At 36.6% G+C, this 17,513-nt stretch carries 16 protein-coding genes, 1 pseudogene and 1 other annotated feature; of the genes and pseudogenes, 15 read left to right on the top strand and 2 right to left on the bottom strand.

All coding sequences use genetic code 11. The features are described from left to right. Nucleotides 1-50 precede the first annotated feature (50 nt). The 7 genes from FGQ66_RS03940 (at nt 51) to FGQ66_RS03910 (ending at nt 6,224) form a co-directional block, all read left to right on the top strand. Nucleotides 51-653: a hypothetical protein gene (locus FGQ66_RS03940; RefSeq protein WP_113846219.1), complete on the top strand. Its 603-nt coding sequence runs from the start codon at nt 51-53 to the stop codon at nt 651-653. Nucleotides 654-935: 282 nt separating this feature from the next. Beyond that, nucleotides 936-2,057: a tRNA 2-thiouridine(34) synthase MnmA gene (mnmA, locus tag FGQ66_RS03935; RefSeq protein WP_005880185.1), complete on the top strand. Its 1,122-nt coding sequence runs from the start codon at nt 936-938 to the stop codon at nt 2,055-2,057. Between the two features lie 500 nt (nt 2,058-2,557). Continuing rightward, entirely contained in the window at nt 2,558-2,977 is a 420-nt protein-coding gene (locus tag FGQ66_RS03930; RefSeq protein WP_113846218.1) for a MerR family transcriptional regulator, read from the top strand. A 76-nt stretch (nt 2,978-3,053) separates the two neighbouring features. After that, complete coding sequence (locus FGQ66_RS03925) at nt 3,054-3,920, top strand: aldo/keto reductase (protein WP_081134108.1); 867 nt, start codon at nt 3,054-3,056, stop codon at nt 3,918-3,920. Next, complete coding sequence (locus FGQ66_RS03920; protein ID WP_113846217.1) at nt 3,917-4,540, top strand: NAD(P)H-binding protein; 624 nt, start codon at nt 3,917-3,919, stop codon at nt 4,538-4,540. Before FGQ66_RS03925 ends, FGQ66_RS03920 begins: the two co-directional genes overlap by 4 nt. Nucleotides 4,541-4,766: 226 nt before the next feature. After that, complete coding sequence (locus tag FGQ66_RS03915) at nt 4,767-4,877, top strand: flavodoxin family protein (protein ID WP_309471317.1); 111 nt, start codon at nt 4,767-4,769, stop codon at nt 4,875-4,877. Nucleotides 4,878-4,901: 24 nt separating this feature from the next. Further along, the gene (locus tag FGQ66_RS03910; protein WP_138301749.1) at nt 4,902-6,224 is read left to right on the top strand and encodes an MFS transporter; all 1,323 of its coding nucleotides are present in this window, start codon (nt 4,902-4,904) and stop codon (nt 6,222-6,224) included. A 214-nt stretch (nt 6,225-6,438) separates the two neighbouring features. On the opposite strand, the gene FGQ66_RS03905 is transcribed toward FGQ66_RS03910, so the two are convergent. Further along, entirely contained in the window at nt 6,439-7,722 is a 1,284-nt protein-coding gene (locus FGQ66_RS03905; protein ID WP_081134111.1) for a multidrug efflux MFS transporter, read from the bottom strand. Between the two features lie 148 nt (nt 7,723-7,870). Between FGQ66_RS03905 and FGQ66_RS03900 the strand changes: the two genes are divergently transcribed. The 3 genes from FGQ66_RS03900 (at nt 7,871) to FGQ66_RS03890 (ending at nt 10,944) form a co-directional block, all read left to right on the top strand. Next, nucleotides 7,871-8,437 carry a TetR/AcrR family transcriptional regulator gene (locus FGQ66_RS03900; protein WP_113846215.1) on the top strand — a complete coding sequence of 189 codons (567 nt, stop codon included), beginning with the start codon at nt 7,871-7,873 and terminating at the stop codon, nt 8,435-8,437. Between the two features lie 124 nt (nt 8,438-8,561). Then, nucleotides 8,562-8,939, top strand: a complete 378-nt coding sequence (locus FGQ66_RS03895) for a DUF1033 family protein (RefSeq protein WP_005880198.1) — start codon at nt 8,562-8,564, stop codon at nt 8,937-8,939. Beyond that, nucleotides 8,872-10,944 (top strand): DNA topoisomerase III, encoded by a 2,073-nt coding sequence (locus FGQ66_RS03890; protein ID WP_113846214.1) that lies wholly within the window; start codon nt 8,872-8,874, stop codon nt 10,942-10,944. Before FGQ66_RS03895 ends, FGQ66_RS03890 begins: the two co-directional genes overlap by 68 nt. Nucleotides 10,945-11,590: 646 nt before the next feature. Here FGQ66_RS03890 and FGQ66_RS03885 read toward each other — a convergent pair. Continuing rightward, on the bottom strand, nt 11,591-12,076 hold the full coding sequence (locus tag FGQ66_RS03885; RefSeq protein WP_138301747.1) for a prolyl-tRNA synthetase associated domain-containing protein: 486 nt from the start codon (nt 12,074-12,076) through the stop codon (nt 11,591-11,593). Nucleotides 12,077-12,168: 92 nt separating this feature from the next. Beyond that, nucleotides 12,169-12,399, top strand: a binding site (T-box leader). Nucleotides 12,400-12,598: 199 nt separating this feature from the next. Here FGQ66_RS03885 and FGQ66_RS03875 point away from each other — a divergent pair. The 5 genes and pseudogenes from FGQ66_RS03875 to FGQ66_RS15775 form a co-directional block, all read left to right on the top strand. Continuing rightward, nucleotides 12,599-13,240, top strand: coding sequence for an amino acid ABC transporter permease (locus tag FGQ66_RS03875; RefSeq protein WP_005880203.1), 642 nt, complete (start codon nt 12,599-12,601; stop codon nt 13,238-13,240). A gap of 11 nt (nt 13,241-13,251) precedes the next feature. After that, nucleotides 13,252-13,887 carry an amino acid ABC transporter ATP-binding protein gene (locus FGQ66_RS03870; protein ID WP_081134115.1) on the top strand — a complete coding sequence of 212 codons (636 nt, stop codon included), beginning with the start codon at nt 13,252-13,254 and terminating at the stop codon, nt 13,885-13,887. Nucleotides 13,888-13,904: 17 nt separating this feature from the next. After that, nucleotides 13,905-14,723: an amino acid ABC transporter substrate-binding protein gene (locus FGQ66_RS03865; protein ID WP_005880208.1), complete on the top strand. Its 819-nt coding sequence runs from the start codon at nt 13,905-13,907 to the stop codon at nt 14,721-14,723. A gap of 417 nt (nt 14,724-15,140) precedes the next feature. Next, the gene (locus tag FGQ66_RS03860; protein WP_081134116.1) at nt 15,141-16,577 is read left to right on the top strand and encodes a glycoside hydrolase family 1 protein; all 1,437 of its coding nucleotides are present in this window, start codon (nt 15,141-15,143) and stop codon (nt 16,575-16,577) included. A gap of 170 nt (nt 16,578-16,747) precedes the next feature. Then, nucleotides 16,748-17,480, top strand: a pseudogene (locus tag FGQ66_RS15775) (cell division protein FtsK); the annotation flags it as partial. Nucleotides 17,481-17,513: the final 33 nt, after the last annotated feature.

The raw sequence follows: 17,513 nt of genomic DNA, 5'->3' as shown, positions 1-17,513 counted from the left end.
AGGAAAGCGACTAAAATATAAAAAATTTTTATCTGAAAGGAATAAGGTGAATGTTTCCAATAAACAGTAAAACGTGCACAAAGGTTTCAAAGTGTTTCTTAATCGGTAGTGTTTTCTTACTGGCATGGCTGCTGATTATTTGGTTTAGTCGTAGTTTGTACGCAGACGTAGCGGTTGTCTATTATCTTTCCTGTTTACTTAGTGGTATCAGTTTTATTTTTGCTACAGGTACGCATTTAGACTCTTTGAAAGGATGGGGGATGTTCGTTCATTTTAGTAGTATTTATTTGGTTGCTGGCATCCTTGTCCCGTTGTCTGGAGGGATAATTTTAATCGTATCGATCCTTACTTATTTATTGGTACCTACAATGTCACGAAGGTTGCCAAGAAAACAAACACAACAACGGGTGCAGATGCTTTTATTAGGGCCTCCAATGTTATATTCAATTACCTATTTCATTAGAATCAATTACTACTTAATGACGTTTGACGGAGAAATTATCAAATATCTCATTTTCATGAGTATCTCTGGCTTAGTAGGACTTATTCTTTCAACAGGCCTTGATAACGGAAAAACTAAATGGATACTGCTAGGAATCAATTATGCATTTGCGACCTATTTTCATATCGTTATTTGGATTCTTTGGCGATAACTACAAGTCGACAATGGTGAGTGATTAAAAAAGACAAACGTTCTTAATTAAAAATACTATTGAAAAAAAGAGTTGCTGCTGGTGAATCGTAGATACTTACATAAAAAAGTTGTCCGTTCAAATCATGAGCTGTTCATTTTTTAAGAGGACGGGGTCTGTTCAAGGCGTGAGAAATAAAGGATGAAATTTTCAAAAATATGACGTATAATGTAAAATACTGAAAAGTTGCGACCTTCAACTCGTAGATGTTTCAGAAAATCTAATTGAAATGATGGTGATATCATGACAGACAACAGCAAAACACGCGTTGTCGTTGGGATGAGTGGCGGAGTTGACTCATCTGTAACAGCACTTTTGTTAAAGGAACAAGGCTATGACGTAGTCGGGATCTTCATGAAAAACTGGGATGATACTGACGAAAATGGCGTATGTACTGCGACCGAAGACTATAAAGATGTTGCGAAAGTAGCAGCACAAATCGGCATTCCTTATTATTCTGTTAATTTTGAAAAAGAATATTGGGATCGTGTCTTTGAATATTTCTTAGCGGAATATCGAGCTGGCCGAACACCGAATCCTGATGTAATGTGTAACAAAGAAATCAAATTTAAAGCTTTCTTAGATTATGCCATGGATCTAGGTGCTGAATATGTAGCAACAGGTCATTATGCGCAAGTAACACGTGATGAAAATGGTGTTGTGCATATGCTTCGCGGTGTAGATAATAATAAGGATCAAACGTATTTTCTTAGTCAATTATCACAAGAACAATTATCAAAAACACTCTTTCCTCTAGGTGGAATGGAAAAAACTGAAGTACGTGCTATTGCAGAACGTGCAGGGTTAGCGACTGCGAAGAAGAAAGACTCTACTGGTATTTGTTTTATTGGTGAAAAGAATTTCAAACAATTTTTAAGTAACTATTTACCTGCCAAAAAAGGGAATATGGTGACACTAGACGGTGAAGTCAAAGGTCAACATGCAGGATTGATGTACTATACGATTGGTCAACGTCAAGGACTAGGAATTGGTGGCGGTGGAGCTTCACAAGAACCTTGGTTTGTCGTTGGAAAAGATCTAGCAACGAATACACTATATGTAGGACAAGGGTTCCATCATCCAGCTTTGTATGCTACAAGTCTTGATGCAAGTGAAATCCACTTCACTACAAATGAAGACATGCCTAAAGAATTCAAATGTACGGCAAAATTCCGTTACCGTCAACAAGACGTACCGGTAACTGTACGTTTGTTAGAAGGAAACCGTGCAGAAGTAGTATTTGACGAACCTGTACGAGCAATCACTCCAGGACAAGCTGTCGTTTTTTATGATGGAATGGAATGTCTAGGTGGCGGTTTGATCGACCATGCATATCAAGAAACAAAAGTTTTACAATATGTTTAATCACAACAGTAATTAAACCTTGAATAGCAAGAGAAGGCTATGTCCTTTTAGTAGACTGTAGACAAAGAAATTCTTTGTCTACAGTCTTTTGTTTTTTATATGTTGTCCAAGAACATACTAAAATGGTGATAGGATATTTTTAAGTGAATAATATTGTGAGAGGAAATGATGAAAACAATAAAAAGTATTTAGATGAACTTGAATTAAAGTACAACGAATATTTGGTGGAAATTGTCGCTAATATATTTCAGAGATAATAAAAATTTTTGGCTAAATAAACTGTATGTTCTAAACATCAGTCGGTCAATATGGATGAAGTAATTTAATGTATCAGCAAGTAATTAATTTGTCCGTCATGCAATTTGTAAAGAGGTACTACCAAAAGTTGTAAGGAATTGGACAATAGTTTTTGATAATTTTACAAATTTAGTGAATAGCTTGCCTTGGAGTGCACTTCAAGGTTTATGATAACTTATATAAAAAGATGAGGTGATTATTTGATGAATATTAAAAAAGCTGCGGAAATGTTTGATTTGAGTGTAGATACACTACGCTATTATGAACGTGTTGGTGTCATACCACCTGTTCACCGTAACGAAAGCGGTTATCGAGATTATACTACGAATGATTTGAATTGGATTTATCTAGCAAAAAACTTACGAAATGCTGGTTTATCGATTGAATCACTCATTGAGTTTGCTCAGCTGGCACAATTGCGTAAAACGAAGAATGTAGAAAAAGCGCAGAAACAGATCTTGTCTGATCAATTAAAAGAATTAGACCAAAAATTAGCGGAAATGCAGGAAGTTAGAGACTTACTTATTTATAAGATAGAAACGTATGATGACCATATTGCAAAATTTAAAGCAGGTGAAATGGAACCTGATAAAGTTGAAAAATTATGGGAACGAAAAAAATAAATCTTTTCTCTTGCTATGGACTTAACTCTAAGGTTTAGGATAGAACATGTAAAGAAAATTAGAGGAGGAAAACAATATGCAGAAAATAACTTTGAACAATGGTATAGAAATGCCTCAATTAGGATTTGGTGTTTATCAAATTCCATTGGAGGAAACAGCTGCAGCAGTATATCAAGCAATTAAAGCAGGGTACCGTCTGATTGATACAGCTTCGATTTACGGAAATGAAAAAGAAACAGGGGAAGGAATCAAACGTGCCATCAACGAAGGACTAGTTACTCGAGAAGAACTTTTTGTTACTTCTAAATTGTTTATTCTTCAAGCGCCAGAAGAAAAAGCTGCGGAAACGATTGAACATTCTCTTAAAGTAATGGGGTTGGATTATCTGGATCTTTATCTTATTCATCAACCATACGGAGATATTTATGGTGCATGGCGATCAATGGTTGAGGCTCAAAAAGCAGGAAAATTACGTGCCATTGGGATTTCAAATTTCAAATCAGCTAAGATGATCGAGTTTGTGGGTTTGAATGAGGTAAAACCTCAAGTCAATCAAATCGAAGTGAATCCATGGAATCAACGAGTTGAAGATCAAGAATGGCATGAAAAATATAGCGTACAAGTGGAAGCTTGGGCACCATTTGCAGAAGGGCGTCACGAACTATTTAACAATCCTGTATTAACAGAAATCGGTAAACAGTATGGTAAGACAGTGGGACAAGTTGTATTACGTTGGTTAATGCAAAGAGGGATTGTTGCTTTAGCAAAATCAGTTCATCCTGAACGAATGGCTGAAAACATTGATATTTTTGATTTTGAGCTTTCAAAAGAAGATGTTGAAAAGATAGCGGCTTTAGATAGGAAAGAATCTGCGTTCTTTGACCATGATGCACCCCAACAAGTAGAATGGTTTATGAATCGGATGTTGGATACAGAAAAATGAGCAAAAACATACTGATTATTGGTGCTGGCGGTCAGATTCCACAGGTATTAATCCCACTTTTGCAAGAGCAACCTGATTTACATTTGACTTTATTTGGGCGTTATGCCGCTGACTTACCTTATACAAATGTAACAAAGGTTTCTGGAGATGCTGGAAATTTAACTGACTTGATCAATGTTATGAAAAATCAAGATATCATTTATATGAATTTTGATAATAAAAAAGTAACAGAAATTGTGATCGATGCGATGCATAAAACGGGTGTGAAACGAATCATTCAAGCAGGTGTACTTAGCGTGTATGGTGAAGTTGCAGAACCGTTTGCTATATGGAATAGTCGCATGATGGGAGGGTCAGTCGCCCATGAGCGTGGTGTAGAAGCATTGGAAGCAAGTGATTTGGATTATACTTATATGCGTATGACTTGGCTCTATAATGGGAATCGAAAGGACTATATTGCAAGTCCTAAGGGAGAACCGTTTTTAGGTGCTCAAATTACGAGACGTGCCATTGCTCAATTTATAATGGACAATATCACAGGAAAAAGAAATGACATTCGAGGAAGTATCGGCTTGTGGGAACCTGGTTCAGAAAATAAGTCAAAACCTGATTTTTATTGATAAAAGAATACAATTTTAGCAATATAGTACAGTAAAAGTGAATTCTGTGGTATCAATCATTAGATAATTGATGCTGCAGTATTTTTATGGATAAATAAGTGATAAAAATAGCGATAAAGGCGTTTAAGAAACGAATTTCATATTTTTAATAACAATTATATGTCTCGTTATTATTAGGTTTATTAGTTTATCTAAAATAATAAGTAAAATAAAAGGAAGTGAAATGATGAAAAATCTCAAAACATTGATTGTCTATTATTCACGAACTGGAAATACAAAGGTAGTTGCTAAACTGATTCAAGAAATGGTTGGTGGAGATCGATCGTGTACAAATTGAAACAGAAAAAAAACCAACAGATTAATGGATAGAAAGAAGTTAGGAAATTTGAATAGAGAAAAATTCGGTGTCATTTTACCAATTACATTATTATCTTATTTTTTGATATTGATGGATAATTCAATCATTTTTACAAGTTCTGTGCAGATAGGTAAAAGTTTAGGGTTATCTGCCTCAGCACTTTCATGGGTATTAAGTGCGTATACACTCACTTTTGGAGGTTTTTTGCTATTAAGCGGACGCCTTTCTGATCTGTTAGGAAGAAAACGTATTTTTTTGATAGGCTTACTGATTCTTGGTTTCAGTTCTTTAATGATTGGGCTATCGAAAACAGCTGAAATGGTCATTATTATGCGTGCAGTGCAAGGAATTGGTAGTTCTATTATCGCACCGACAACTTTGGCATTGATCATGGATGCCTATCAAAATAATATGAGACAACGTGCGATTTCTTATTATGGAGCAACTGCTGGAATTGGCTCAAGTATTGGCTTATTAGTTGGCGGTGGACTGACTAGCTTGATTTCTTGGCGTGCTGGCTTTTTAATAAATGTTCCATTTACTCTCGTATTATTTATATTAACATTGAAGTATGTGAAATCATCAGCGCGTCGAAAAGAAACTATCGACTATTTAGGTAGTTTACTTTCCATAATTGGTTTGGTGGGTATTATCTATGGTTTTACTGAAGGGATATTTAGCTTCATAGTTGTAGGTATTATCTTTATATTCTTGTTTATATTATGGGAGAGAAAGACTTCTTCGCCCATTCTACCTTTAGCACTTTTTCAAAATAAGATTCGTTCTGGTGCTTATGCGACTCGTCTTTTATTTATGATGGCTATGTTGCCATTTTGGTTCTTTTTACCACAAATGATGCAAAGCCAATATGGTTTTTCAGCGCTAGAATCCGGGTTTGCTTTTTTGCCACTGACAATTGTTAATTTTATAATTGCGATGCAATTACCAAAGCTAACAGGGAAATTTGGTAATAATAGGGTATTACTTATTGGAGAAATAATACTAGCTATAGGGTTGATTTTACTTGCAATCTCAAATCCAGTAAATGGTTATTGGCAGACTGTTTTTGTACCTATGATCATACTTGGATTAGGTCAAGGATTAATATTAGCACCGGTGACATCTGCGGGTGTTTATGAAGCACCTGATAAATTAGCTGGTATTGCAAGTGGTGTAACGAATACGATGCATCAAATTGGTGGTCCTATTGGGTTATCATTGATTGTTGCAACAACCACAAATTTTCAAACTGAAATCTGGATAATGGCAGTATTTACCCTTATTTCTATAGTGGTAGTAGCTATTTTCCTCAATACTGAGAAATAAAAATTTTTAATTTAGTAGTCATATAAAAAATAGAAGCTAAGATTTGATGATTGATCAAACTTTTAGCTTCTATTTTTTATAGATAATGTTTTATTACTTAAAAAGGAAAAATGACTTTCAACAATAAGCCCAACCAGATGAAAAACATGAAAAGCTGTTTTTCTCTGCTTGTTCTTATTGCTTGATGCAGACCAGCCTTTTCACGACCTCTTGTTTACTTTGTGCTATGTTGATGCGAGACTGTCGATTGTGTGGTGTCTTCTTGCAATTGTGCGTCGTTGTGGATTTCCTGTGTGTTATGACGTACTAATAAGAAGTTTAGTAAAACAAGTACAGAGGTTGAAATAAATACACCGCGATAACCAAACACACTAGACACGCTTGAACCGATCATTGGACCTACGACATTCCCAGTTGCTTGGAAAGATTGATTGTAGCTAAAGATTCTGCCTGCTGCATTGTGAGGAGAATATTTTGTGATCAACGCCTGAACAGCTGGTAGAAGACACGCATCAGAAATACCGATCAAGAAGCGAAGTCCAGCAAGTTGCCAAACATTAGTAACAAAGGCCATTGGAATATAAACGAGAATGGCGAATCCTAATCCGATAGCTAAAATCCGTTCGCTACCGATCTTATCACCCAAACGTCCAAAACGAGGGGCAGCAATCAATGTCGCAATCCCAGGGATAGAAGCGATGATACCACTGATCAATGTCACGTTTCCATGACCATTCAATAACTGTCGGATATACAGGCTGATAATTGGGCTGATCGAATTATTTGATGCTTGTATGATCATTGTAGTCACAAACATGCCGATCACCACATGAGGATATTTTAAATCTTTGAAAATTTGTTTGGCAGAAGACATGTCTTCTTTTTTGATTGGTACGAATTTTTCATGAACAAAGAAGAGACTTAATAAGAAAACGAAGAATAAAATGATCCCAGTAATAAAGAAAGTTGGACGATAACCAAACGCAGAAGCAGAGATTCCGCCAAGTAGAGGGCCAAGTAAAGTTCCAGTAACAGAACCAGTAGCCAAAGTACCTAATACTTGTCCGCTTTTTTCTTTGGGAGTGCCTGTTGCGACGAGTGCAGTTGCATTACTGATATAACCTGAAAAGATTCCTTGTAATAAACGTAGAGCGACTAATTGATAGACACTTGTGACACAGCCCATTAAAGAAATCACGATTGCCATCCCTAATGAGGCACGTAAAAGCATCAATTTTCGGCCTTTTTGGTCCGCTAATTTTCCCCACCAAGGTGAGATGAGTGTCGTGACTAAAAAAGTAGAAGAAAATGTTATACCGCTCCAAAAATTTAACTGCGATGTAGTATAAGATCCCAAAGTATCTATGTAAAGTGACATGAAAGGCATGACTAGACTAAAACCAATACCTGCCATAAATGTACCAAACCATAAGACAAACAAGTTTTGCTCCCATGGCTCTCTTTTTCTAAACAATTTTTCCTTTATCTGTGTGGCCAATGCAATATCCTTCTTTCTGAAAATTTCCATTTACAGTTAGTTATTATAAACTACAATATGTAGTTTATCAATGAAACTCTCTTTTTTATCTTGGTTTTTCATGGTAAACTTATTTTGTTGGGATTTAACTTATGAGAGGACCGTAGAAATGAAAAAAAGAAATCTATCTCAAGAGAAAATCATCGCCTGCTTCCGTGAGTTAGCAGAAGAGATGGATGTTCCACAAATCACGTTTCAACATTTAGCTAAACGTCTGGATGTCAAATCACCTTCATTGTATAACCACTTTAAAAATATGCGTGAAGTAAAGACGGCTTTGACAGCGAAATTACTGCAAGAACTCAATGATGAATTACGTCGTGCATTAGTAGGGAAAAGTGGAGCAGAGGCTTTACGCATCTATGCACAGATCTATCAATCTTTTGCGTTTGCGAATCAAGCTGTTTACGAATTGCTGATCAGTATTCCGCATACAAATGAGGAAATACTATTGGACGGGATACATGAAACAAACCAGATCATTCTTCAAATTTTTGACTCATTCCCGTTAACAAAAGAAGAAAAAACACATCGTAGTAGAGAATTGAGAAGTATGATTCATGGGTATCTTTCTCTACGATTTTTGGGCTATTTCACTAAGGAACCAAAAGTCTCTCCTGAAGACAGTTATTCTTGGATGATCAATGATTTTATTGCAACTTTACCAAGCAAATGAAACAATCGGTATTTTATCTTTAGCCCCTTCATAAAATGTCCCTTTTATAAGAGAAAATTCTTGCAACTTTCTTGAAAAGTGACTAAGATGAGTCTAAGAAAAAGCGAAGAAAAGGAGTACGAATATGTATCAAGTAGTTATCATGTTCGGTGACAATGAGCCTTGGTGGTTTTTTGAAAACTGGGAAGACGATATTGAAATCGAAGAGTCATTTGATTCTTTTGAAGAAGCACAAGCAGAGTATGAAAAAAAATGGCTCACAATCAAAAATCAATATGAGTATATCAATGCAAAAAGCAACTTTCTAAGTGCCTTCTGGAATGATGGCGAGGAACGATGGTGTGAAGAGTGTGATGATGATCTACAACAATATAAAGGATTGGCTTTATTGAAAAATCATCAACCAATCACCTTAGAAAGCAGAAAGGAATTTTATGAAACAACTAATTCTAGCGGAAAAACCAAGCGTTGCGAAAGACCTAAGCAAGGTGCTTGGTGCTAATCAAAAATACAAAAACTATTACGAAGGACCTAAGGTGATCGTTACTTGGGCCCTTGGTCATTTACTGGGGTTAAAAATGCCAGAAGACCTGAATAAAGAATGGCAAAGTTGGCAGATGGAAACATTACCAATGATTCCTAAAAAGTTAGGCATCAAACCATTACCAAAAACAGGTCATCAATTGAAAGCAATCAAACAATTAGCTCAACGAAAAGATGTTTCAGAAGTGGTAATCGCGACTGATGCAGGACGAGAAGGAGAATTAGTCGCTCGTTGGATCTTGGAGTATGTACATTTTAACAAACCAGTGAAAAGACTTTGGATTTCTTCACAGACAGACAAAGCAATCAAGACTGGATTCAAGCAACTAAAACCAGCTAAAGCTTATGATACGCTATATGATTCAGCATTAGCTAGAGCAAAAGCAGACTGGTTGGTCGGTTTGAATGTTACTCGTGCATTGACTGTGAAATATCAAGATAATTTATCAGCTGGTCGTGTACAGACACCTACATTAGCGTTGGTAAGAGACCAAGAAAGAAAAATCGAAACGTTTAAACCACAAACATATTTTTCGATTTTGTTGAATGTAGAAAAAGAACAAGCAAAAATGGCTCAGAAAAATCAATTTGCGTTGAAGTCACAGGAAGAAGCGCAAGCACTGGTTCAACGTTTAAGCCAACAAAAAGGAACCGTTTCATCTATTGAAGAGAAAACGAAGACTGAGAGTGCGCCTTTACCCTATGATCTAACAGAGATCCAAAGAGAAGCAAATCAGCGTTATGGTTATTCTGCTAAGAAAACGTTGGGGTTAGTACAAAGTCTATATGAAACACATAAAATTGTAACGTATCCTCGGACAGATAGTAAATATCTGACGAATGATATGAAAAGTACAATGAGTGAGCGGTTGCAAGCAGTCAGCAATTTTGCTCCAGAGGTCAAACAATATCTAAAAAACGGGGCTGTAGTCCGTCAAACCAAAGTCTTTCAGGATAATAAAGTAACTGACCATCATGCGTTGTTGCCTACTGAAAACCGTCCTCGTTATGAAAAACTAAGCAATGAAGAACAAAAAATCTATCAAATGATCGTGACCCGCTTTTTAGGATTATTTGCAGAACCGCATAAAGTGAGCCAGACAAAAATTACTGTCGTTTTTGACAAAGAAGAATTTATTTTCCGTCAAACCAAAGTGTTACAAGCAGGGTGGAAAACAGTAAGCAAAGAGGAAGCAAGTAAGTTTGATTGGCAACAAGGACTACGTATCCAACCGAATTTTACGATCAAAAAAGAACTGTCCGCACCGCCAAAACCGCTGACTGAAGCGAGTCTTTTAGGTCAAATGGAAAAATACAGTTTGGGTACACCAGCAACAAGGGCAGAGATTATCGAAAAGCTGATCAAATCTGAATTGATGGAACGTACTCCACAAGGCTTACAAGTTTCGCCTAAAGGAAAACAATTATTAGAGTTGGTGAATCCTTCACTCGTTTCTCCAGAATTGACTGAAAGTTGGGAGAAAGACCTAGAGGCGATTGCTGCTGGTAAAAAACAGGCAGAACACTTCTTAAAAGAAATCGAAAAAGAAACAAAACGTTTAGTTCAGGAAATTAAAACAAGTAAGCAAACGTATCAAGATTTCTCAATCACACAAAAGAAGTGTCCAGAGTGTGGGTCCAATCTCCGCGAAAAAAATACGCGTGATGGAAAAATCTATGTTTGTACTAATCAGGACTGTGATTATCGTCGTCGAAAAGATCCTAAAGTGTCTAATCACCGTTGTCCACAATGTCATCGTAAAATGGAAATTATTGAAGGCAAGAATGGAGCTTATTTCCGTTGCAAATATGATGGTACAACGGAGAAAATGCTAGGGAAAAAAGAACAGAAGAAAAAAATGACCAAACATGAAGAACGTCGATTGATGAAAAAATATTCTCAAGCTGATGAACCAGAGGAAAGTCCACTGGCAGCTGCACTAAAAGCAGCCATGGAAAAATAGAGAATAAGAAATCAGAATAGAAGTGTTCAACTCCAATAAGTTAAGAAGAAATTCATGAAATTGTTTTTCAATTTTGTGAATTTCAGCTTATTTTCCAAGGAGTTGCTTCTGCTAATGCTATTTATTTGGGCTTAACGCATAGAGGTCGAGACAAAAGTCGTTTAGGTTTGAGAAACTGGAGAGAAAAACGAACAATACGTTTTTTGTATTGCTCGTTTTTTTTAATTACCGAAAAGCCTGACTTTTGGACGCCGTTTATTCGAGAGTGTGTAGCAAAACTGATTTTTAGATTTGTCCCACACTCACTTTTTTTGCGGAAAAATTGGGAAATTATGGTGATCATCAGATGAAGCACATTTTAGATTTTTCTATAACAGTTTAAGGAGTTGAACGGTTTTCACAACCTTTATCCACGGTGTTCAAAGACCAACTCCTTGAAATAAGTCTGAATTTTTCAAAACATGGAGAGCTGTTTCGAAAAATCCATTCTTATTGTCAGCGGAGCTGAACGGTCTTTTCACAACCTTATCCACGGTGTTCAAAGGCTTGCATCTTCAGCAATAAGACCAACCAGATGAAAAACATGAAAAGCTGTTTTTCTCTGTTTGTTCTTATTGCTCGATGCAGATCAGCCTTTTCACAACCTTTATAACCTTTCATAAATCGGCTCATGGTCTAAATGGGTTAATATCGTTAGGAAATCGGTGAATTTTAGGATCAATGTGGTTGTATTTATATTTGGGTGGAAGCCGACAGTACTTTTTTGATCGATATCAGAGTCGATGATTACTTTGATCAGATGATCTTTATCATGCATCAATGCGAGAGGTGTAACTGTGCCTGGTGCAACACCTAATAAGTCTTTGAGCTGCTCTTCTGAGACAAAAGATAGACGTTTTTCTTCTAGTTGATCTGCAAGTTGTTTTAGATCTGCTTGTTTTTTATCGGGTAAGATAACTAGATAGATTTGTTTTCCTTTTTTGGCTTTTAATAATAAGTTCTTTACTTGTGGACCTGGAAGAGTAAATGGGATATTTTTAACAGAAGTTATTGCTGGATGCTCCACTTTCTGATAAGAAATGCCTAAGTGATCAAGCAACTCGTAGGCTTCTTGTTCAGTTGCAAGTGCCATATTATAAGACGCCTCCTTTATTTTTTACTAGTTTATCATAAAAAAGAGTTGACAAACTAAAAATAATCATGTAAATTACACGTAAGTTAAAACAAACGACATCGAAAAGAAAAGTAGCGATTAAATGTTTTAAGAGAGTCTCTGGTAGGTGAGAAGAGATAGCAGTTAATAGTGAAACACATCTTGGAGTCGATTTTCTGAAATAGAGTAGGAAAATCCGGGAAGCCCGTTATAGCTGCGGTCGTTGTTAGATGACCAGATAAGGTTAGTATCCGTGAGGTGCTGACAAAAAAAGGTGGAACCACGTAATTTACGTCCTTTGATCGTTTGATCAAAGGACTTTTTTTTATTTCCGTGGCTATTCAAGTAAAGCATTATCTTATTTGGATCGATCTGAATTCTGGAAACGACTGTTAGAGGTTTCTTTTGTGAAGAAGAAACAAACAGAGGTGGGAACACGTGTTATACGTCCTCTTGACGAGAGTCAAGAGGATTTTTTTTATTTAAAGGAGGAAGAAAGAAATGAATTATTTGATTGAAGTAATGCCGCAATTGTTAGTGGGAGCTCTCACAACCTTGAAATTATTTATTTTTACCTTGATTGGTTCATTACCATTAGGGATCATCTTAGCGTTAGGATTATCTCTGCATTTTAAACCGATTCGCTATATTTTACAGACTTATGTTTGGATTATGCGAGGCACACCTTTGCTACTTCAATTGATTTTTGTATTCTATGGGTTACCAACAATAGGAATCGTCTTTGATCGTTTTGAAGCTGCATTGATCGCATTTATTTTAAATTATGCCGCTTATTTTGCAGAAATATTCCGTGGCGGTATCCAATCGATTCCTCAAGGACAATATGAAGCAGCGCAAGTGTTGCAACTAAGCCCATTTCAAACTGTCACAAAAATCATTATTCCACAGGTAACGAAGATCGTTTTACCATCAGTTGGGAATGAAGTAATCAATTTAGTCAAAGATTCTTCACTGATCTACATCTTGGGATTAGGAGATGTGATGCGTGCCGGCAAGATTGCGATGGAACGAGATGCTACATTGTTGCCGCTACTAGGGGTCGCTATCATCTACTTAGTATTAACTGGAGTCTTAACAATCATCATGAAACAAGTTGAAGGAAAATTGAACTATTATCGCTAGGAGGAAAGCACATGATTGAATTAAAAAAAGTAAGCAAAGCATTTGGAGAAAAGAAAGTAATCAACGGACTAGATTTAACGATTCCAGATGGTCAAACAATGGCAATCGTTGGTCCTTCTGGCGGTGGTAAAACAACCCTTTTAAGAATCTTGGCAGGAATAGAAAAAGCAGATAGCGGGAACTTTTATTTAGATGGAACACCATTTGATCCATTTGAATTAAAAACAAAAGAACAAGTTGTTGGTGTAGTTTTTCAAGATTTCCAACTTTTCCCCCACTTAAGTATTTTTGATAATATTACATTAGCACCAAAAATGGTGTTGAAACAGTCAAAAGAAGAGTATACGAAAAAAGCAAAAGAACTGGCCACATCTTTGGGAATCAGCGATTTGTTAGACAATTATCCGTATCAATTATCTGGAGGACAAAAACAACGGGTAGCAATTGCACGAGCACTTGCAATGAACCCACGAGTTCTAGCTTATGATGAACCAACTAGTGCATTGGACCCAGAGTTGCGTCAACAAGTTGAAAAACTGATTCTATCATTGAAAGAAGAAGGCGTGACACAGATCATTGTTACGCATGATCTTGTCTTTGCTGAAAATGTCGGTGATCAATTAGTGAAAGTTGTTCCAAACAAGTAAGAGGGAGGATATGTGTCATGAAAAAATTTAGTTTTGTACTTGCAATCATTGCAGGAATCATCCTTCTTTCAGGTTGTACAAACAAAAAAGCAACAGAAGATAATTGGTCCACAATCAAAGAAGAGAAAAAAGTAATCGTTGGATTAGATGATACATTTGTACCTATGGGATTTCGAGATAAAGATGGTAAACTGACAGGATTTGATATTGACCTTGCGACTGCTGTCTTTAAAGAATATGGCATCAATGTTGAATTTCAACCAATCGATTGGTCAATGAAGGAATTCGAATTGAACAATGGCACGATCGATCTCATCTGGAATGGTTATTCGAAAACGGATGAGAGAGCCAAAAAAGTTCAATTTACAAAGCCATATATGGAGAACTCCCAAGTATTGATCACTCCTAAGAAATCTGGAATCACGAGTTTTGCACAGATGAAAGATAAAATCATTGGCGCTCAAAACGGTTCTTCCGGTTATGATATCTTCACAAGACAACCTGAAACTTTGAAGGATATCGTAAAAAATAAGGATGCGGTCTTATATGATAGTTTTAACGAAGCTTTGATCGATTTGAAAAGCGGTCGAATTGATGGCTTGTTGATGGATAAAGTTTACGCGGGTTACTATTTAAAACAAAAAAATGAAATAGATGAATTCAATATGACGACTGGTGATTATGAAAGTGAAAACTTTGTAGTAGGTGCCCGTAAAAGTGATGATGAATTAGTGAAGAAAATCAATGATGGAATCGCACAACTGGAAAAAAATGGCGAGTTCCAAAAGATATCAGATAAATGGTTTGGAGAAGATGTTACACCAGGTGCATCATAAAAAGAGTTGGTATAGTGTACAGAAAGAGATTGTACATTATACCAACTCTTTTATATTCTATTCAAATGAAGAACCTATGGATGTTTAAAAGAAAACAGGATCAGCTAGATATATTGAGTAGTCAGATATGTAAGATCTAGGATTTGCCTTCATAAAATATGAGGCAAATCAGGGATGATCCATAATGGTCACTTTTTCAGATGAAACACGAACGGATGATTTGATCCTTATGGAATGAATGAAAAAGTAGTATTGCAGATGTATACCTTAAGAGAAAAATAGTATACAAGCGAAACATACTATTGAAAATCATTATTTGTTGTTTAGTTGTTCTACTGAGATAAGTTCAATTTGAATTGAAAGGGGTTTCGTGTTATTCTTACATGGTAAGGATTGAAGCAAGAAAGGAAGAAGTTTATGGAACACCAAAAGTTAACTGAATTTTCCAATGATTTTTTATGGGGATCAGCCTCAGCAGCTTACCAAGTTGAAGGTGCATGGCAAGAAGGTGGCAAAGGAGAATCTGTTTGGGATCGTTTTGTCCGTATCCCTGGGAAAACATTTAAAGAGACCAATGGCGATCTAGCCGTAGATCATTATCACCGTTTTAAAGAAGATATTGCCTTGATGAAAGAACAAGGATTGAAGGCGTATCGTTTTTCTGTCGCTTGGACAAGGATCTTTCCTAATGGACGTGGCGAAGTCAATCAGGAAGGCTTAGCTTTTTATGAAAATCTAATCGATGAATTGATCAAAAATGATATTGAGCCAATGTTGACACTGTATCATTGGGATCTTCCGCAAGCACTTCAAGATGAATATGCTGGGTGGGAATCACGTCAGATCATCGCTGATTTCACAAACTACGCAGAAACGTTATTTCAAGCTTTTCGCGGAAAAGTCCATTATTGGATCAGCTTGAATGAACAAAATATTTTTACTTCATTAGGTTATTTATTAGCGGTACATCCTCCTGGAGTCACTGATCCAAAACGGATGTATCAAGTCAATCATATTGCGAATCTAGCAAATGCGTCTGTTATCAATAAATTCCACGAATTGGAGATGCCTGGTAAGATTGGGCCAAGTTTCGCGTATACACCAAATTATCCAATCAATAGTGATCCTAAGAATATTTTAGCTGCTGAAAATGCAGAAGACTTAATGGCAAACTATTGGATGGATGTCTATATGTGGGGCAAATATCCAATTGCTGCAATGAAATTTTTAGAAGAACAAGGATGGGCTCCAAAAATCGAAGAAGGCGACGCTGAGTTACTTGAATCAGCAAAACCAGATTTCTTAGGGATCAATTATTATCAAACAGCAACGAATGCCTTTAATCCATTAGATGGTGTGGGCGCAGGGAAGATGAATACGACTGGGAAGAAAGGTTCGTCAGAAGAGACTGGTGTTCCGGGCATGTACAAGAAAGTAGAAAATCCATTTGTTGAACGTACAAATTGGGATTGGGAAATTGATCCTGAAGGGTTAAGGATTGCCTTGAGACGAATCACTAGCCGTTATCGTACACCGATTTTGATTACTGAGAATGGACTAGGGGAATATGATAAATTGACTGAAGACAATAAGATTCATGATGATTATCGTATTGCTTATCTTTCAAGTCATGTCAAAGCGATCAAAGAAGCAATTTCTGATGGTGCCGAAGTGTTAGGGTATTGCACTTGGTCTTATACAGATTTACTAAGTTGGCTAAATGGCTATCAAAAGCGTTATGGATTTGTCTATGTGGATCAAGATGAAACACAGAAGGGTTCTTTGACACGCTATAAAAAAGACAGCTATTATTGGTATCAACAAGTGATCCAAGAAAATGGGAAAAATATCTGATAAGTACAGCTTGAAATGTTGACCTTAGGGACAGCAGCTTCAAGCTGTTTTTTCATCGTCAAAATGAGTATTCTATCATCGAAATAAAAGAAACAACCAAACTTTGAAACAAAACTTTTGTTCCCTCGCTTTTTTTTGTATAATGGAACTTGATGAAATGAGGGATAAAAATGGCAAAGAAAAAACGTCCTGCTAAGAAAAAGAAAAAGACGAAAAAGCAAAAACAGCAGCAGGAACAACTTCTTGCGATCTGTGTAGGCTTTGCTTTGATATTATTTGCCGTCTTCGGCTTTTTAAAATTGGGATTCTTAGGTATTTTAGTTGCAAACGGCTTTCGAGTCATTGCCGGAAATACGTATCAAATTCTGTGTTTGTTACTAGCCATTATTGGTTTTTGGGTTGTTATCAAAAACACTGACTTTAAAATAGGAAAGAGTCGACGCTGGTTTGGTGGTCTCCTTTTTTACTTAGGGATATTACTTTTTCTTCATGCGCACTTGTTTGGTAAATTACACAGCGGTGAGCCTAATATCATAGGTACGACCTGGGATTTGCTCGTAAGTGACATTAAGCAAAGTCAAGTAGGCAATAATGTTGGTGGTGGGATGATCGGTGCAATTTTGTATCATTTTACGTACTTTTTGATTGCTCAACCAGGAAGCTATTTTGTGGCATTTCTACTATTAGTTGGTGGTGCGATCCTGTTTAGTAATCTTCAAGGGTATCAACTGCTAGACGGTCTGCAAGCAATGGGTGAAAGACTTCAGGAGTTATTGGAAGGTGATCCAGCTAAACAGGCACAAAAGCAAGCGGCAAAAGAAGAACGACAAAAAGCACGTGCAGAAGCGAGAGAAGCAAAAAAACAAGCAGCAAAAGAAGCAGCAGAAGCGGAAATCGCAGAAATGGAAACTCGGCGATCAAAGAAACACCAAGAAG

The organism is Enterococcus sp. BSD2780061688st2 D3, assembly GCF_005844145.1.
In the GTDB taxonomy this organism is placed as follows: domain Bacteria; phylum Bacillota; class Bacilli; order Lactobacillales; family Enterococcaceae; genus Enterococcus_B; species Enterococcus_B durans.
The sequence above is the reverse complement of the archived record's forward strand: the minus strand, read 5'-3'. Positions and strand labels throughout refer to the sequence as shown.

What these genes read in the sequence shown, in the direction of transcription:
- FGQ66_RS03925 (WP_081134108.1), top strand. Translation starts at nt 3,054, where the DNA reads ATGCAGAAAATAACTTTGAACAATGGTATAGAAATGCCTCAATTAGGA.
- FGQ66_RS03865 (WP_005880208.1), top strand. Translation starts at nt 13,905, where the DNA reads ATGAAAAAATTTAGTTTTGTACTTGCAATCATTGCAGGAATCATCCTT.
- FGQ66_RS03940 (WP_113846219.1), top strand. Translation starts at nt 51, where the DNA reads ATGTTTCCAATAAACAGTAAAACGTGCACAAAGGTTTCAAAGTGTTTC.
- FGQ66_RS03930 (WP_113846218.1), top strand. Translation starts at nt 2,558, where the DNA reads ATGAATATTAAAAAAGCTGCGGAAATGTTTGATTTGAGTGTAGATACA.
- FGQ66_RS03875 (WP_005880203.1), top strand. Translation starts at nt 12,599, where the DNA reads ATGAATTATTTGATTGAAGTAATGCCGCAATTGTTAGTGGGAGCTCTC.
- FGQ66_RS03870 (WP_081134115.1), top strand. Translation starts at nt 13,252, where the DNA reads ATGATTGAATTAAAAAAAGTAAGCAAAGCATTTGGAGAAAAGAAAGTA.
- FGQ66_RS03895 (WP_005880198.1), top strand. Translation starts at nt 8,562, where the DNA reads ATGTATCAAGTAGTTATCATGTTCGGTGACAATGAGCCTTGGTGGTTT.
- FGQ66_RS03910 (WP_138301749.1), top strand. Translation starts at nt 4,902, where the DNA reads ATGGATAGAAAGAAGTTAGGAAATTTGAATAGAGAAAAATTCGGTGTC.
- FGQ66_RS03860 (WP_081134116.1), top strand. Translation starts at nt 15,141, where the DNA reads ATGGAACACCAAAAGTTAACTGAATTTTCCAATGATTTTTTATGGGGA.
- FGQ66_RS03890 (WP_113846214.1), top strand. Translation starts at nt 8,872, where the DNA reads ATGAAACAACTAATTCTAGCGGAAAAACCAAGCGTTGCGAAAGACCTA.
- FGQ66_RS03885 (WP_138301747.1), bottom strand. Translation starts at nt 12,076, where the DNA reads ATGGCACTTGCAACTGAACAAGAAGCCTACGAGTTGCTTGATCACTTA.
- FGQ66_RS03900 (WP_113846215.1), top strand. Translation starts at nt 7,871, where the DNA reads ATGAAAAAAAGAAATCTATCTCAAGAGAAAATCATCGCCTGCTTCCGT.
- mnmA (WP_005880185.1), top strand. Translation starts at nt 936, where the DNA reads ATGACAGACAACAGCAAAACACGCGTTGTCGTTGGGATGAGTGGCGGA.
- FGQ66_RS03915 (WP_309471317.1), top strand. Translation starts at nt 4,767, where the DNA reads ATGAAAAATCTCAAAACATTGATTGTCTATTATTCACGAACTGGAAAT.
- FGQ66_RS03920 (WP_113846217.1), top strand. Translation starts at nt 3,917, where the DNA reads ATGAGCAAAAACATACTGATTATTGGTGCTGGCGGTCAGATTCCACAG.